Here is a 17,516-nt window from a genome sequence, read left to right on the forward strand (position 1 = left end):
GCGTACCCACGATGCGCCGACTCACGCACCCAACAAGCCGCGGATGTCATCGCTGCTGAGCGCTCCCGACAGAGCCGCCCCGTCGTCCATGACCGCGTCGAACAGCGCCGCCTTGCGAGCCTTGAGCTGCATGACCTTCTCCTCGATCGTGTCGACCGAGACCAAGCGGTAGACCATCACGGGGCGGATCTGGCCGATGCGGTGGGCGCGGTCGACGGCCTGAGCCTCGGACGCCGGGTTCCACCACGGGTCGAGGACGTAGACGTAGTCGGCCTCCACCAGGTTGAGACCGAATCCTCCGGCCTTGAGGCTGATCAGGAAGACCGAGGTCTCCCCCGCACGGAACGCATCGACCGCCCCGGCGCGGTCGCGGGTGCTGCCGTCGAGGTAGGAGTAGGTGATGCCGGCCTGGTCGAGCCTGGACCGGACACGGCCGAGGAAGCTCGTGAACTGGCTGAACACCAGCGCACCGTGCCCCTCGGACGTCACCTCCTGCAGGTGCTCGACCAGGACGTCGATCTTGGCCGAGCCCACGTCGTCGTGCTCCTCGTCGATCAGGGCCGGGTCGAGGCTGAGCTGACGCAGCTTGGTCAGCGAGCTCAGCACCTCGAAGCGGTTGCCGTCGGCGTCGTCGGCGAGCAGGCCCAGCACCTTCTGCCGCTCGCGCTGCAGGTGGGTCTGGTAGATCCGGGCATGCCGTGGGTTGAGGGCGACCTCGAGGACCTGCTCGGTCTTGGTCGGCAGGTCCGAGGCGACCTCCTCCTTGGTGCGGCGGCGCATGAGCGGGCGGATGCGGCGCTGCAGCAAGGCCAGGCGCTCGCGACCCTCGCCGCTCTCGATCGGCTTCTGGTAGTGCTCGACGAACCGCTTGGGGTCCGGGAACAGCCCCGGCGCCACGATCGACAGCATGGACCACAGGTCCATCAACGAGTTCTCGAGCGGCGTGCCGGTGATCGCGAGCTTGAACGGTGCGTCGAGGCGGCGCGCGCACTGATAGGTCTTGCCCTGGTGATTCTTGACGAACTGCGCCTCGTCCAGCACGAGCCCGGACCACGTCCGGGCGGCATAGGCGTCGTTCTCGATGCGGAACAGGGCGTACGACGTGACGACCAGGTCGGCGTCCTTGACCGCGTCGTCGAGCTCGGTGCCGCGCCGGGCGCGGGACTGGGTGATCGCCGCGACCCGCAGCCCCGGGGCGAAGCGGTGCGCCTCTCGCTCCCAGTTGGACACCACGCTGGTCGGTGCGACAACGAGGTAGGGCCCCGAGCCGCGCTCGACCTCGCGGACCATCAGGGCGAGCGTCTGCAACGTCTTGCCCAGGCCCATGTCGTCGGCCAGGATGCCGCCGAGGCCGTGGTCGGCCAGGAAGCAGAGCCACGCGAAGCCTTCGCTCTGATACGGGCGCAGCTGTGCGTCGATGCCCTCGGGCACCTCGGGCCGGCCGAGGTCGTCGATCTGCTGCAACGAGCCGACGGCCTTCTGCCACGAGGCGGACTGGCGGTCGACGGTGCCGAGGTTGACCAGCTCGTCCCACAGGCCCGCGTGGTAGCGGTTGACCCGCAGCTGCTCGCTGCGCCGGTCGGTCAGCTGACGGGCCTCGTCGATCAGGTCGCGCAGGCGCAGCAGCTCGGGCCGGTCGATCAGCAGGTAGGTGCCGCTGGGCAGCACGAGGTGGGTCTCGCCCGCCGCGAGCGCTGCGAACAGCTGCTCGAACGGCACCTTCTCCCCGTCGATCGTCACGGTGACCGCCAGGTCGTACCAGTCGCTGCGCCGGTCGGGTGCGTCGTCGAGGGTCACGTGGACGACCGGCTCGGACTCACTGAGCCGGTAGTCGGGGCGGGTGCCGATCACGTGCACGTCGATGCCGAGATCGTCCAGTGCGGGCAGCAGCTGCTGGCTCAGCACCGCGGCCTCGTAGCCGTCGACCTTGACCCGCGGCACGACCTTCGTGCGCCCGGCGGCGTCGACGTGGGTCAGCGGCAGGCCGACGTCGGGCGGGACGAGCCGGCCGACCAGCTCGCGCTCGGCCCGGACGTCGCGGAAGGGCTCGGCGCCCGCTCCGAGCGGCACGCGCACGATCGAGTCGTCGATCACATAGGCGAAGCCCCACCGCAGCTCGGCCGCGAGACCGTCGTGCGTGACGGTCACGGACAGCCGGGGAGGGGCGATCTCGGGCACCGGGATGCGCGGGTCGACGCTGACCAGGTCGACCGCCCGGGCGATGCGCGGGTAGTAGTCGCGCAGGAACTCCGCAGCATCCTGCGGCGGAATGTTGACCGAGCGGCGGTTGGCCAGCAGCATGCGCACCGTGTCGGCGATCGTGTGGTCGAACCGCACGAGCCGCAGGACGGTCGGGTGCTGGGCGTCCCAGGTGGCGATCCCGTGGGCCGGCTGGCCGATCAGGCTCGTGTGGCCCTGCTCCCAGTCATCCGACAACGCGTCGTCCCTCAGGGTCGCGCGCACGTGCAGATCGCCCGAGTGGTCCTGCACGATCTCGAGCCCCGCGGTCACCGGCTCGGGCCGGATCTCGACCGCCGCCTTCGCAGGGCCCAGCAGGGTGACCCCCGACTCGACCACCCGGTCGAGTGCTGCCCAGGCGTGCGAGGTCAGGTCGGCGAGGTCGATCTCGGCGGACGAGCTGCCGTAGCCGTACGCGTACGACGTCTCCTGCACCGACGCGCGCAGCTCGGCCAGCGCCGCTGCCTGACCGGAGTCGACGCCGGCCAGCGCCGCCTGCTGCACCTCGCCCCAGCTCGCGCCGGACTTGACCCAGCCACCGCGCGCGCCGCGGCGCATCGGACGTGCCGACAGCATGCGGATGCCGTACGTGCCGGCCCCGGTCAGGTCGATCTGCAGCGCCCACTCGGTGCTCGCCCGCGACCCCGATCCGCGGGCCGCGAGCGGACCGAGCGTCGTCTTCCACGACGGCTGGATGATCTGCGCTGGCCGCGGCGCGGGGCGGTCAATCGGCTCGGGCTCCTCCTCGACCGCGTCGGCGGGCTCGATCGAGCCGCGTACTGCGAGGATCAGCGCGACCGCGTGCTTGCAGTCGATCATCACAGGGCACGAGCAGCTCGCCGAGATGCGGACGCCTGCGGGGGCCTCGCTCAGCCTCACGGTCGTCGAGTACGCCTCGCTGCCGCTGCCGCGGACCTCGCCGCGGGCCACCCGGCCGTCAGCCTCGATCTCGCGGACCGTGACCCGGCCCGCGTGCGCGTATGGCTTGCCCCGGCTCAGCGCCCCGGCGTCGAAGGCGCGACGCAGCTCCGACTCGGTGAGGGAGGCGATCGTGGTCACCCTCACGAGGTTAGTCGGGCCCGGCGACACCCGGTCCCACGATCTCGACCCCGGCCCCCGGCCTCCGCAGCCAGTTTCCCAGGAGAACCTGGGAATCTGGCAGATCACCCCGCGGGCGACCCGTGCCACGTGCCAGATTCCGGGGTTCTCCTGGGAAACCGGGCGCCGGGGGTCAGGCGCCGAGTGCGCGGTCCAGGCGCTCGGCGAGGCCGCTGGCGCGCAGCACCGGGGTGTTGATCGCGGCGCGCACGGCCCCCTCGGAACCCAGCAGGGTCACGCTCGACTCGGCACGGGTCAGCGCGGTGTAGAGCAGCTCTCGGGTCAGCAGCCGGGAGTCGTCGTCGGGCAGCAGCACCGAGACCCGCTCGAACTGGCTGCCTTGGCTGCGGTGCACCGTCATCGCGTACGCCGTGTGGACCGCGCCGAGCCGTGACGGCGCGAACGTGCGCCGCTCGTCCTCGGCGATCAGGACCTTGAGCCCCTCGCCGTCGGGGATGGTCATGCCGGTGTCGCCGTTGTAGAGCCGCAGCCCGCGGTCGTTCTCGGTGACCAGCACCGGCCGTCCGGCGAACCACGGTCGGCCGAGGGTGTGGCCCGCGTCCGCGTCGAGCCAGCGCTCGACCTGCTGGTTCCACGTCTCGGCCCCGAACGGGCCCTCGCGGTGGGCACACAGCAGCCGGTGCGAGCCCAGGACGCGCAGCGCCCCCTCCCCGTCGCCGACGCGGGCGAGCTCGGCCATCGAGCGCGCATCGGGCAGCAGCAGCTCGCGGATCGTCTCGGGCAGACGGTCTCCTGCGACGAGACGGACCGACGGATCGCCGGACCGCAGGATCTCGATCGCGGCGTCAGCATCGCCGTCGCGCACGGCCGAGGCGAGGTCGATGATCGCCCCGCCGAAGCGGTGACCCGAGCGCAGGTGGGTCACCGGGGACGACGGCGCGCTCCCCCAACCACGCACGAGATCGCGCAGCACCGTGCCCGCCTCGATGGACGACAGCTGATCGGGATCGCCGACCAGGACCAGCCGGCTGTCGTGGCGCACGGCCTCGACCAGACGTGCCATGAGCGTCAGCGACACCATCGAGCTCTCGTCGACGACCACCACGTCGTGGGGCAACCGCCGTCGCCGGTCGTGGCGAAAGCGGGTGCCGTTGTCGGGCCGGAAGCCGAGCAGCCGGTGCATCGTGGAGGCGGTCAGCCCCTTGAGCCAGGCTCGTTCCTCGTCGGTGAACCCGTCCTGGTCGGCCACCGCCGCGACGGCTTCCTTCATGCGGGCCGCGGCCTTGCCGGTCGGCGCGACCAGCGCGACCCGCAGCGGTGGACGTCCGGTGGCCCGCGCCTGGGAGGCCAGGACGGCGAGCAGCCGGGCCAGGGCGGTGGTCTTGCCGGTGCCGGGACCACCGGTCAGCACCGTCGTCCAGCCCCGCGCCGCCCGCTCGCCGGCCGCACGCTGCTCGGCGTACGACTCCCCCGGGAAGAGCCGCGCGAGATCGGCCGCCAGCAGCTGCTCGTCGGGCTCGGGTGCGGCGTGCTCGTCCCGCCCGACGAGATCGCGGCACAGGTCGCTCTCGAGCTCGAAGTATCGGTCGAGATAGATGAGCCGTCCCTCGACCCGCATGACCGGCACGTCGGCGTCGACCAAGGGGCTGGCCGCGACCTCGGCGTGCCAGGCCTCGGGCTCGGGCCACGGCAGCTCAGGGTGCTGGGTGCTGCGGACGAGCTCGGCCAGCGAGATGCACGTCGAGCCGCCACGCACCGACCGCACGGCCAGCGCGAGCGCGAGACGTACGGCCTCCGACTGCTCGCCCACCAGCTCGGCCACGCGCACGGCGATGCGGATGTCGGCCGCAGTCAGCAGCTCGGGCACGTTGAACTCCGCGAGCAGGCCGCCGACGCCGACCGCCACGTGCCGGTCGTGCCGGTCCTCGAAGACCAGGGGCTCGGTCATGGCAGGACTCCGTCCAGCAGATCGGACATCGCGACGATCAGCGACGCCGGCGGGTGCCAGGCGAACACGCCGTACGTCTGGCCGTCCGCGCGGGGGGTGTCGGGGCCGGCCATGCCGCGGACGTAGAGGTAGAGGGTGCCGCCGAGGTGGCGCTCGGGGTCGTAGCCGGGCTGGCGCCAGCGCAGGAAGCGGTGGATCACGACCGAGTAGAGCAGCGACTGCAGCGGATAGGTGCCCGACAGCATCGCCGCGGTCAACCCCGCCGGACTGTAGCCGTCGAGGGTCAGCGGCTGCTGGAAGTCGCCCAGCCAGTTGGTCTTGTAGTCGACCACGAGGACCCGGCCGTCGGGCAGGCGCAGCCCGAGGTCGATCGAGCCGGACAAGTAGCCGCGCAGCCCTTGTGGCGCGAGCCCGGGTGAGCGCAGCCGGTCGGCGAACGCCCGCATCGGGTCGTCGGCGGGCAGGTGCTGCTCGAGCAGGGGCGCGAGATCGCCCAGGCACGGCTCGCGACCGCCCGAGCGCGCCTCGGCACTGTCCCCGCCGGCCAGCGGCAGCTCGAAGTCGAGCTCGCGCAGTTGCCGGTCGGCCAGCAGCGTCTCGAGGGTCAGGTCGTCCGCGAGCGGCCCGAGCGGCGTACGGCAGACCGCGACGAGCGCATCGGCCAGCACCTGCGGATCGGCGTCGACACCCCAGTAGGCGAGCTCGCCCTGCACCAGCGAGACGAGCTCTGCGCCCAGATCGCCCGCGGTGACGTCGAGGTCCTCCAGGACGCCGTGGACCAGGCTGCCGAACGACGCCCCGGTCGGCAGGTCGGCCATCGGCGACGGCACCCCGACCGGCTCCTCGACCGCGACGGTGACAGGCTCGTCGTCCTCGTCGGTCTTGCCGAGGTCGGGCACCTCGCTGTCGACCGTGGGCGCGGCGTGGTCGTCGCGGGTCAGGCCGGTGTAGGACGTGCGACGCCAGGTCGTGTCCACGACCCGGTCGAAGCTGCGGATCGCGAGATCTCCCGCGGGCTCGTCGGCAGGCACGGCGGTCCGTTCGCGCGGCAGCGCCCGCTCGAGCACCGGCCCCCCGCGAGCCTGCCACTCCCCGAGGATGCGCACGGTGTCCTCGTCGCTCGGCACCTGGACCTTGTCGGGCACGGCCGCCTCACCCGGTCCGCGGCCGAACAGTAGCCGCGTGAGACCCGCGTTGCCCGCATTCCAGCTCGCGCCCCACCACGCGACCACCTGCGACTGGGCGCGGGTCGCCGCGACGTACAGCAGCCGCAGCTGCTCGCCGCTGTCCTCGAGCTTCGCGGCCCGCTCGCTGTCGCGGAACGTGGGACTCGCGATCTTGCCGCCGATGTCGAGCACCCGCTCGCCGTCCCGGTGGAAGCGGACGACCTCGTCGGTCGGCACCCAGCGGTCGAAGACGTACGGCAGGTAGACGACGGGATACTGCAGGCCCTTGCTGGAGTGGATCGTCACGACCTGGACCGCGGCCGCGTCGCTGTCGAGGCGCCGGGTGCGCTCGGACGAGCCGGCGGTTGCGTCGTCGCGCTGGCCGCGCAGCCAGGCCAGCATCGCCGCAGGCCCGAGGCGGTCGCGCTCGGTGGCCTCGTGCAGCGCCTGGGCGACGTGGCGCAGATCGGTCATGTGCCGGCGTCCGTCGGGACGCTCCAGCACGCGTCGGGCCAGCTCGCCGTGACCCGAGGTCGCCTCGAACACCGCGGCGATGCCCCGGTCGCGAAGCAGGTCGGCCAGGTCGCGGACGTGGGTCGCGACCGCGTTGGTGAGGTCGTCTCCCGACGTCGCGAGCTCGGCGGCGGTGTGACCGAAGAAGTCCGTCAGCGCGGCGGCCCGCACCCGCGGGCTGCTCTGCGGACGCTCCATCGCCTCCAGCAGCGTGAGCCAGGCGTCGCCGGCCGGACTCGTGAAGACGTTGGTGCCACCGGTCAGCACCGACGCGATGCCGTGCTCACCCAGCACACGCTGGATCTGGGCGGCGTTGGCCCCGGAGTAGACCAGCACCGCGATGTCTCCGGCCTGCAGCGGCCTGCCGTCGAACGTCGTGCCGCCGGCCAGCGACGCGGCGATGTCGGCGGCCAGGTCGTGGGCGATGCGATCGCGCAGCACGTCGATGCTGATGGTCTTGCCCGGGTCGACGCCGCAGTCGTGGCGGGTCAGCACGCGCAGCCGGAACGGGTCGGTCGCGGTGGGACCGGCCAGCCGGGAGCCCTGGTGGTCGGCGTCGACGTGGTGCACCACGATGCGTGGATCACCCAGCGCGGCACCCTCGAACGGCACCAGGAGGGACGTCACCAGCGGAGCGTCGCTGCGCCAGTTGGTCGACAAGGTGGCCTGCTCGCGCGCGGTCGCGGCTGCCTCGAGATAGGTCACCACGTCGCCGCCGCGGAAGGCGTAGATCGCCTGCTTCGGGTCGCCGATCAGGACGAGCGTCGCGTGGCCGCCGAACGCGCGCTCCAGCACCTGCCACTGGACCGGATCGGTGTCCTGGAACTCGTCGACCAGCACGACCTTCCAGCGCCGTCGCATCTGGTCGCGGGCCGGTGACGCGTCACCCTCGAGCGCCGCGGCCAGCCGGCTCAGCAGGTCGTCGTAGCCGAGCAGTCCGAGGGCTCGCTTGCGCCGGTCGAGCTCGTCGCGGACGGCCTGAGCGAAGCTGACCCGGTGGCCAGCCAGTGACTCGGGGTCGGCGTCCTCGGGCACGAGCCGGGCCTGCGGGTCGCCGACCGCCCAGCGCGCGATCGAGAGCGCGGTGTCGATCGTGAACGGCGGCTGGTCGGTGAGGCGGTAGCGGGCGAGGTAGAGGTCGTCGACGATCTGCACGACCACGTCGTCGAGGCTCTCGACCAGCTCGGCGCTCGCGTCTGCGTCGCCCGCGGTGCCGAGGCTGCGCAGCACGATCTGGCAGAACTGGTGGGTCGTGGCGATCGTCGCCCCGTCGAAGTCGGCCAAGGCCGCACGCAGTCGCTCGCGTCGCTCGGCCACGACCGCCTCGTCGCCCTCGGCCAGCAGGGCGATCACCGCATTGGGGTGCTTGGCCGCGGCGTCGCGGTCGGCGAGCTCGCGCTCGGCCTCGACCAGCTGCTCGCGCACGCGCTCGCGCAGCTCGCGGCTGGCCGCCCGGCCGAACGTGATGATGAGCAGCTCGTCGAGCCGGGCGACACCCTCGGCGACGTAGCGGGTCACGAGCGCGCCGACGGTCCAGGTCTTGCCGGTGCCGGCGCTGGCCTCGAGCAGGGTCGTGCCGGTGGGCAGCGGATCGCGGATGCTGAAGGACCTCACAGGACGTCCATCCGTTCGAAGGTGAGCAGCGGGTCCCACAGGCGCTGGGCCAGCACCGCGAACTGGGCGCCGGAGTCGTCGCGGTCGAGGATCGCCTCCAGCGGCGCCCCCTCGCCCCAGACCAAGGCGTGGTGGGGGTCGTGCGCCTCCTTCTCGATCACCGCTCCGTTCTTGAGCCGGGCGAGGTCCCACTCGTCGCGCGCTGCACGCAGCGCGATGTCGTGGGGGCGGTTGCGGCGCGCCTCGACGTACGCGAGGGAGGTCTTCAGCGGCAGCGGCAGCGGCTCGCACAGACCGAGGTCGCGCAGTGCGACGAGGTCGGCCAGGTGGGTGCGGGCAATCTCGTTCAGCGGCCCGACCTCGGCGTGCATACCGCCGGGGCCCCTGCTGCGGCCGATCGCGTGCGCGACCCACGGCACCTCGGGCTCCGACGCGGACAGCGCCAGCAGGTTGAGCCACGACTGCAGCCGGTGCTTGGCGGCGAGACGCGAGTAGGTGACCGCGACCGCGCTCTGGCCGTGCACGTCGGCAACCGTCCCGGTGATGCGCCGGCCGTCGTCGAGGGTGACCTCGATGTCGACCGAACGAGCCAGGCCGCTGCGCAGCTCGGCGGTGCGCTGCATGAGCGGCTCGATGTTGGTGACCACCTCGTCGACGACCTGGCGACCGAGGTGGCCGGGCGGCAGGGTGCCGCGGAGGTATTCGGCCATGCGCGCCTCGCGCGGGTCGGCGCCGGCCAGGGCGTCGCGCAGCACACGGTCGCCGACGGACCACTTCTGCAGACCGTCCAGGTCGATCGGCACCTCGTCGACGAGGGCGTCGGCCTCGCTCAGCACGCCGACGTCGAGGCGCTGGCGCATGAACGCCTTGACCGGGTGGACCACGAAGTCGACGAGATCGCGCAGCGCGATGTCGTCCTGCGGCGGCGGGTCGAGCCGGCCCGGCATGAACGTCGTGGGGGCCTCGGGGCGCGCCGTGACAGTCGCCCCGGCCAGCGCCGCGGGGTCGAAGCTGAAGGGCTTGCCGGGCACCAGCGCACCCGGCAGCACGTTGCGCCGGTCGAACGGCTGCAGCGGGTGGTGCACGACCACTGAGCGGCGTACGTCGCCGGACGCGGTGCGCTCAAGCTGGTCGATCAGCTCACCGAGCGGCACCGCCGGCGGGCGCGGCTGACCCGTGCGCTCGTCGGCGCCGGTGTAGGTGATGACGAGCGTCTCGGTCGCGGCCATGACCGCGTCGAGCAGCAGCTGGCGGTCCTCGGTGCGCACGTCGCGCTCCCCCGTCATGGGGTCGCGCGCCAGCACGTCGTCGCCGTGGACCGCGCCGACCCGGGGGAACTCGCCGTCGTCGAGGCCGATCATGCAGACGACGCGGTGCGGCACGGAGCGCATCGGCACCATCGTGCAGACCGTCAGGGTGCCGGTGCGGAAGCTCGACCGGGTCGGCCTCGAGCCGAGCGTGCTGTCGAGCATCTCGCTGACCTCGGCCAGCCGCAGCGGCGTGGTCGACCCGGCACCGCTCTCGGCGAGGCGGCCCAGCTCGTGCTCGAGCTGTGACAGCTGCCAGTCGTCACGCTTGGGCGTCGCGGCGAGCGAGGTGATGCCGTCGAGCAGGGTCTCGACCCAGCCCGCGAGCGGCCGCTCGACGGCCATCTCGTCGATCGTCGTGCGCAGGCGGTGCAGCAGCTCGGCGAACCGGCCCGCGAGGTCGAGATCGCCGCTGCTGACGTCGTCCAGGGGCATGACGGTGTCGATCCAGCGTCCGCGCTGCTCCGCGACGGCCGCGCCGAGAAGCACCCGGTCGAGGCCGAACTGCCAGGTGTTGGCCTTCAGGTCACCGAGCCCGAACGGCTCGCGGTGCGCCGCGTCGAAGCCCCAGCGGGCACCGGACTGCTCGGTCCAGCGGGTCAGCTGGTCGATGTCGTCGTCGGACAGCGCGAACCGCTGGCGTACGGGCGCCAGGGCCACGAAGTCCATCACCTCGGTCGCGGTCGTCCGGCCGGTCGTCGCGAGGTCGAGCAGGGCTCGCGCGACCCCCACGAGCGGGTTGGTGCCGGCGGTGCCGCGGTCTGCCAGGCGTACCCGCAGCTGGTGCGCGGGGTGACCACCCTCGACCACGCCGATCAGCCCGAACGCGGCGCTGATCAGCGGCGCGTACGTGTCGATGTCGGGGCACATCACCAGGATGTCGCGCGGCTCGAGCGTGGGATCGTCCTCGAGCAGCCCGACCAGCACCTCACGCAGCACGTCGACCTGACGGGTGCGGCCGTGGCACGCGTGCACCTGCACGCTGCGGTCGGCGCGCTCGTACGCTCGTCCGTCCTGCCCGCTGCGGTCGTGGACCAGGTCGTCCTGCAGCCACCCCAGCATCGTGCTCGGCGCCGGCCGGTCGAGCGGCGCGAGGTGCTCGTGCACCACGTCGGCCACGCCGCCGAGGGTGCGCTGCATCTCGCGCACGTCGCGTCCGAGCGAGATCAGCAGCGGGTTGGGGGCCTCGGTCGGCGCGGGATCGTCGCTGCGGCGGACCGTGCCGACGGCGCCCCGCTCGGCGAGCGTGCGCCACAGCGCGGGCGACGGGTGCGGCACCCACGCGTGGACGTCACGCCGCTGCCCGAGGGCGTCGAGCAGCCGGACCTCCCCGGCGGACAGGCGGGTGTGCCCCACCAGCGAGATGCGGGCCGGCAGGTCGAACGAGTCGGGCTCGTCCTGAAGCCGGGTGATCGTCTCGGCGAGCCGCACGTCGGGCGTCGGCGCGTCCACGACGGCGGTGAGCCGGCGCCACAGCTCGGCCTGCCAGCGGACGTCGGCCTCGAGCACCTTGCCGGCGCCGTCCTCGTCACGGTGTGTGTTCCACGCGGTGATGAGCTCGGGCCGCTGCGTCGCGTACGACGCGAACAGCCGCGCGAGCCGGCGGGCCACGCCGTAGCGCCGGCTCTGCCGCAGCTCGCGCTCGACCCCGGTGTGCTCGTGCCCGAGGTGTCGCGACAACGCCTGGCACCACGGCTCGCCCAGCGACGCGTCGATGACGTCGAGCAACGGCCAGACCACCCGGTCGGGGTCCCACGGGTCGTCGCCCTCGATGCCGAGCAGCTCGGCGACCAGCGAGTGCGGGGAGGCGAACCTGATGCCGGCGCACACCCCGTCCTGCCGCCCCTCGCCGGTGCCGAGCCGGTGACCCAGCTGCTGCGCGAGCCAGCGCTCGACCCCGCGGGCCGGCACGACGACGATCTCCTCCGCGAAGGGATTGGGCAGCGGGTCTGCCAGCAGCTCGGCGAGCCCGACGACGAGCGTGTCGAGCCGCTCGGCGCGATGGACGTGGAAGGTCACGCCCTGAGCCTAGAGCCCGGGCGCGACATCACGTCCGCCATCCTCATGCCGCCGCTGCGTCGGCTCGGAATCTGCCGTTGCGCAGACGCCTGCGCCGCGGATCGAGCGATGCGGGTGGGATGTAGTCGGGATAGCCGTCGGCGGCGAACTCGATGTCCCAGTCCTGGGTGTGGACGACCCGGTGGTGGTGGGCGCAGATGAGGACGATGTCCTCAAGGTTGGTGGCCCCTCCGTCTGCCCAGCGCTTGCGGGCGTGGTGTCCGACGCACCAGGCGGGCGGCCGGTCGCAGCCCGGGAAGGTGCAGCCGCGGTCGCGTCGCTCGGCGGCCCGACGCTGCGCCCTGTTGAACAGTCGCTGCTCGCGTCCGCAGTCGACCGGAAGCGGCTTGCCGTTGAACACCATCGGCAGGAGCCCCTGCTCACATGCCATCCGGCGCACCTCGGTGGCCGAGACGCGGCAACCAGTGGACAGCGTGCCGGCCTTGATGCCGTCGATGAGGCTCTTGAGGTCGATGTTGACCGTGACGGTCACCCCCACGCCTGCCACGTCGGGCAGTCGGTCGGCCGGCAGGTGCTCGATCAGCGTCATGAAGGCAACCGCCATCTGCTGGCCGTACGACGGCTTGTCGTCCAGCACCGCCAGCGCGGGGTCGTCCTCGGCCTTCTTGACCTGCGGGGCGTTGAGCGCCTCGAGGCAGTTCTTGAGCATCTCGCCCTGCGCCTCGGGGATCACGAACTCGCCCTTGTAGGTGCCGTCCTTGCGGTCGGCCATCCAGAAGTAGGACTTCCTGCGCGCCTCGGCCTCGCGGTCGCGGATCGTCTCGTCCTCGTGGGCATCGACGTCGTCGGGGGCGAAGGTGTCGGTGATGCGGTCGGCCCGGCGGCTGAGGTCTTTCAGCGACATCTTCTTGGCGTCGTCGAGCAGTTGCGTCTCGCAGCCATCGCGCTGCGCCGGCGACGGGTCACCCGGCAGTGCCTTGAGCTTGTCGGCAATGAGCTCGGCCTGCGCCAGCGTCACCTCGCCCTTGGCCAGCGCCTCCTGGGTCGCGGACGCGGACTCGAGCTTCTTGGCCTGCTTGACCATGCGCCCCGCCGCTACGGGATCGCCGCCGAACGCGCCGGCCAGCATCGCCCCGGTCGACGTCGCGCCCACGGTGGAGGCGGCCTTCGACCGGTCGGCGGCCCCGGCCGCAGCCAGCTGGTGGGCCTTGACCCGGGCCTCGAGCCGCGCCAGCGCCTCGCACGCGGCGATCTGCTCGGGCGCGGACATCAGGTCGTACGAGTCGAGGCGGACGGCATCGAGTGCCTCACCTGCGGCTCGTATCGACTGTTCGAACATGTGTTCTAGTCAATCAGAAGTCGGATACCAGGTCAAGCACTCTGAGCAACTTTTTTCCTCTGATATCAGGCAAAATCTGACGTCACGGAGCCGCCACCCCAAGCCTAGTCCTCCGCTGAGACACCCGATGGAGCCATAATGGTGACATGCAGACTCGTTCACGTCTCGTCGCTCTCTGTCTGCTCTCGGTCCCCGTCCTGACGGCCTGCGGCGGAGAAGCGGCTCCTGCACCGAAGCCCCCCTCGTCCGCGTCTGCCGGCCCGACGAAGGAGGAGCTCAAGGTGAGCATCTGCACGACCACCGACCAGGCTGGGCGGCGGGCGGTGGAGATCTCGAACCGCACCGGCACCGCCGACGACGCCACGAAGGTCAAGACCTTGAGCGCCAAGGGCCTGGCCCTCGTCGAGTCGCTCGAGACGCTGTATCCGGGCGACCCTGACACCGACATCTTGAAGACATGGCTCGTCGCGGTCAGGGACGTGGTGCCGAAGCCTGACACCCCTGAGGACGAGTTCAGGGCGCTGGAGGCCACGTCAAAAGCCTGGGCCACCATCTGTCGCAGCAGGCTGTAGCCAGGTCCGCGAGTCCCGAGCATTCACAACTTCCCACATGCACAATCGCAGTCGCTCTTCGCCCATCGGCCTACCCACCGCGGGAAGACGAGGCGCCAGCGAGGCCCGCGAGATGCACTGCCCAAGCAGGATGATTGACCGGCTGGCTGGTGGGGCTGCTCGGCAGGCCGACTCGCCGATGAGGTGCAGCTGAAGGCCCAGCCGTCAAGTGGTCGTCGATGCCGGCGCGAACCAACGCGGCGCCCATCTGCGGCTTCCGATTCCTGCTTGGAGCTTTCCCGGTGTCGCAGCGCGGTTCTTGCCCAGCTCGCGCCCGCCCACGCTCACAGATCAGGCACGAATACTCGCTCTTCAGCATGACCTCACCCGAAAGGAGCCGAACCAGAGCTTTTTTCAAGAGGCCTTGTCCACATACTTCCACCTGGGTTACTTTCATTTGAAACTACCCACTTGGAGGAACGATGCCCGAAGTCATCTTTGAAATCGACCGCGACCTGTCCGTGTCCATGAGGGACCAGAGGGTCCCTGGACACAACCGGTGGCACCCTGCAATCCCTGCGGCTGCCGTCATTGCACCGGGCAATTCCTACCGAATCGAGTGCAAGGACTGGACCGACAACCAGATCCGCAACGATGACTCGTCCGACGACATTCGGGACATGGACATCGACCCGTGCCACATGCTGAGCGGTCCATTTGCCGTCGAGGGCGTCGAGCCCGGCGATCTACTCGTCGTGGACATCTTGAACATCGGCCCTTTCCAAGAACAGGAATGGGGCTACACCGGCGTTTTCGCCAAGGAGAACGGCGGTGGCTTCCTCACTGACTACTCCCCCGGTGCTTCGAAGGCAATTTGGGATCTTGACGGCGTGTGGGCCAGCTCGAGGCACGTGCCCGGCGCGCGCTTCATCGGCAACTCGCACCCCGGCCTGTTCGGGTGCGCCCCCTCCCCCGAGCTGTTGGCCGAGTGGAACCGACGCGAGCAGGCGCTGATCGACCTCAATCCAGATCGCGTGACCGGCGACATTCCCGCACACGACGGGAACATCTCCGGGGCGCCACAGATTCCCGCGCTGGCGCTTCCGCCACTCTCGAGTGGCGCATTGCTCGGCACGCTCAGCGGAAACGAGTTCGAGCGCGCTGCATCGGAAGCGTGCCGAACCATCCCGCCACGCGAGCACGGCGGCAACGTCGACATCAAAGACCTCGGTGTAGGCAGCCGAGTCTTCTTGCCCGTCTTTGTGCCTGGAGCCCTGTTCTCCATTGGCGACCTTCACTTCGCCCAGGGTGACGGAGAGATCACATTTTGCGGCGCAATCGAAATGCCGGGGTTCATCGATCTGCACTTTGACGTCATCAAGGGAGGGATGGACAAGTACCAAACCACCATGCCGTTCTTCAAGCCCGGCAGGGTCACCCCCAACTACTCAGAGTTCCTGACCTTCGAGGGCATCAGCGTCGAAAACAGCCGCAACTACTACTTGGATCTGACTGTTGCGTACCGGCAAGCGTGCCTCAACGCCATCAACTACCTGATGCCCGCCATGGGATGGACATTCGAGCAGGCGTACCTGTTCTTGGGTGCGGCTCCGGTCGAGGGCCGGATCGGTGGAGTGGTCGATATTCCGAATGCTGCTGTTTCCCTGAGCATCCCGCTCTCGATTCTCGATCGGGACGTCCTTCCAAGCGCAGACGGGCGGTAGGAGCCATGCCGTCGTACGAATTTCGGTGCGCGACCTGCGGCCCCTTCCAGATCGGTCGAGCCCTGGACCAAGCCGGCGATCCGTGCTTGTGCCCGCGATGCTTCGAGGCCGCGAAGCGAGTGTTCACGCCCCCAAGCCTGACGATCCCTCGCGGGGCGTTGCGTCACGCGAGCAAGACGGGCCGTCGAACCATCGACAGGGCGCTGAGTGGAGAGCCCACAACGACTGGTGGGCCCACCGGGCGCCGCCTACCTTCCGCCGGCCACAGCCACTAGGGACGAGTTGTGGGGCCCGCGGCGGGACGTCCGAAGACAACACACCCATTCGCAGAATCAATGAAATGAGCCCTGATGAACGCTAGAACAGAATCCGTCGGGGGCGAGTCCGACGAGACAAGTGAACACAGTCACCAAGCTGGCAAGAACAGCAAGGGAGAAAAGACCGAGGACTACACCGCTCGCTACACACCACGCAGTTATCGGCGTTGGGGCACAGCCTCGGTGGCAACGACGGCGCTCGGAGGCATGGCATATCTCGCCGACTTTGCCATCGGTGCGAGCATCGGCATCGCCCACGGGACGATCAATGCTCTGGTTGCCATCGTGGTGGCGGCGGTGATCATTTTCATCACAGCGCTTCCTCTCGCGTACTACAGCGCCAGATTCAACATCGACCTGGATCTGGTGACACGCGGATCCGGGTTTGGCTACTACGGATCAGTCTTGACCGCCGCCATCTTCGGCTCCTACACGTTCATCTTCTTCGCCCTTGAGGGCTCGATCATGGCGCAGGGTCTCCGACTGGGTCTGCACGTACCCCTCTGGCTCGGCTACCTGCTATCGACCTTGATCGTCATTCCGCTGATCATCTACGGCATGAACACGTTGACCAAGGTGCAGCTCTGGACCACACCGCTGTGGCTGTTCCTCATGATCGCTCCGGTGGTCTACCTTGCCGTCAGCCACCCGTCCTCGGTGTCGGACTTCTTCTCATATGCGGGAGAGAGCGGCAATGAGAAGTTGAGTTTTGCCTCCGTGATGCTGGGCGCAGGCGTAGTGCTTTCCCTGATCGCCCAGATCGGGGAGCAGAACGATGTCCTGCGATTCATGCCCGCTCGAACCGAGGAAAACAAGCGGGCATGGTGGCTGGCAGTTGTGCTCGCCGGTCCTGGCTGGGTCCTCCTTGCCATTCTCAAGCAGGCGCTGGGTGTCTTTCTTGCGGTGTACGTTCTGGCGACGGTGTCACCGACGGTGGCCGCGGAACCGGTCGAGCAGTTCAGAGCCGCATTCTTGACCGCGGTACCCGCTTGGCTTGCGATCACGCTAGCCGTGATCCTGGTCGTCATCAGCCAGATCAAGATCAATGTCGTCAACGCGTACTCAGGCTCGCTGGCATGGACAAATGCCTACACGCGAGTCACGAAGCACTACCCCGGCCGACTCGTGTTCTTGGCGCTGAATCTTGCCGTCGCACTGGCGCTGATGGAAGGCGACATGTTCAGCGTCCTGAACGACATTCTCGGGTTCTACGCGAACTGCGGTATCGCTTGGATTGTCACTGTGGGCGCCGACATCATCATCAACAAGATGATCTTGAAGCTCTCCCCGATGGAGCCTGAGTACCGCAGGACGATGCTCTATGCCGTCAATCCCGTCGGGGTCGGTTCGTTCCTGCTGGCGACAGGCTTGTCGTGGGCTGTCTACTTCGGCGCCCTGGGCGGCGGAATCAAGCCTTACTCCGCGATCGTGGCCGTGGTCGTGGCGCTCGTCGCCACACCGTTGCTTGCGGTGCTGACAAAGGGCCGCTACTACCTGAAGCGAACGGACGACGGACTCGCTGAGCCTCGATTCGACGCCCAAGGCAATCCGTCCAGCGGGGACTACGTGTGCCACGTCTGCCACGAAGTGTTCGAACGCCCAGACATGATGAGTTGCCCGACCCACGGCGAACCCATTTGCTCTCTGTGCCTCGCAACGGACAGGCACCGCCAGCACGTCGAGTTCGCGACCCGCGTGGCAACTCGCTGAGTCGTCGGACA

Annotated in this window: 9 protein-coding genes; 4 read left to right on the plus strand and 5 right to left on the minus strand. The window is 69.8% G+C overall.

The window, feature by feature from the left end; genetic code table 11:
* Nucleotides 1-21 precede the first annotated feature (21 nt).
* The 5 genes from GEV26_RS10840 to GEV26_RS10860 all read right to left on the minus strand — a co-directional run bounded on the left by GEV26_RS10840 (nucleotide 22) and on the right by GEV26_RS10860 (nucleotide 13,203).
* A complete protein-coding gene (locus tag GEV26_RS10840; protein WP_153653085.1) occupies nucleotides 22-3,297 on the minus strand; it encodes a DEAD/DEAH box helicase in 3,276 nt (1,091 codons plus the stop codon).
* A gap of 172 nt (nucleotides 3,298-3,469) precedes the next feature.
* Nucleotides 3,470-5,245, minus strand: coding sequence for an exodeoxyribonuclease V subunit alpha (gene recD, locus GEV26_RS10845; RefSeq protein WP_153653086.1), 1,776 nt, complete (start codon nucleotides 5,243-5,245; stop codon nucleotides 3,470-3,472).
* Nucleotides 5,242-8,538: a UvrD-helicase domain-containing protein gene (locus GEV26_RS10850; RefSeq protein ID WP_153653087.1), complete on the minus strand. Its 3,297-nt coding sequence runs from the start codon at nucleotides 8,536-8,538 to the stop codon at nucleotides 5,242-5,244. The genes recD and GEV26_RS10850 overlap by 4 nt, the downstream gene beginning before the upstream one ends.
* Nucleotides 8,535-11,864, minus strand: a complete 3,330-nt coding sequence (recC, locus tag GEV26_RS10855; protein ID WP_153653088.1) for an exodeoxyribonuclease V subunit gamma — start codon at nucleotides 11,862-11,864, stop codon at nucleotides 8,535-8,537. Before recC ends, GEV26_RS10850 begins: the two co-directional genes overlap by 4 nt.
* A gap of 43 nt (nucleotides 11,865-11,907) precedes the next feature.
* Nucleotides 11,908-13,203: an HNH endonuclease signature motif containing protein gene (locus tag GEV26_RS10860; RefSeq protein ID WP_153653089.1), complete on the minus strand. Its 1,296-nt coding sequence runs from the start codon at nucleotides 13,201-13,203 to the stop codon at nucleotides 11,908-11,910.
* A 146-nt stretch (nucleotides 13,204-13,349) separates the two neighbouring features.
* Between GEV26_RS10860 and GEV26_RS10865 the strand changes: the two genes are divergently transcribed.
* From GEV26_RS10865 to GEV26_RS10880, 4 genes are all read left to right on the plus strand, one after another.
* Entirely contained in the window at nucleotides 13,350-13,775 is a 426-nt protein-coding gene (locus GEV26_RS10865) for a hypothetical protein (RefSeq protein ID WP_153653090.1), read from the plus strand.
* Nucleotides 13,776-14,236: 461 nt separating this feature from the next.
* Entirely contained in the window at nucleotides 14,237-15,478 is a 1,242-nt protein-coding gene (gene fmdA / locus GEV26_RS10870) for a formamidase (RefSeq protein WP_153653091.1), read from the plus strand.
* A 5-nt stretch (nucleotides 15,479-15,483) separates the two neighbouring features.
* On the plus strand, nucleotides 15,484-15,753 hold the full coding sequence (locus tag GEV26_RS18230; protein WP_153653092.1) for an FmdB family zinc ribbon protein: 270 nt from the start codon (nucleotides 15,484-15,486) through the stop codon (nucleotides 15,751-15,753).
* A 75-nt stretch (nucleotides 15,754-15,828) separates the two neighbouring features.
* Nucleotides 15,829-17,505, plus strand: coding sequence for an allantoin permease (locus GEV26_RS10880; RefSeq protein WP_153653093.1), 1,677 nt, complete (start codon nucleotides 15,829-15,831; stop codon nucleotides 17,503-17,505).
* Nucleotides 17,506-17,516: the final 11 nt, after the last annotated feature.

This window comes from Aeromicrobium yanjiei (assembly GCF_009649075.1).
GTDB lineage: Bacteria > Actinomycetota > Actinomycetes > Propionibacteriales > Nocardioidaceae > Aeromicrobium > Aeromicrobium yanjiei.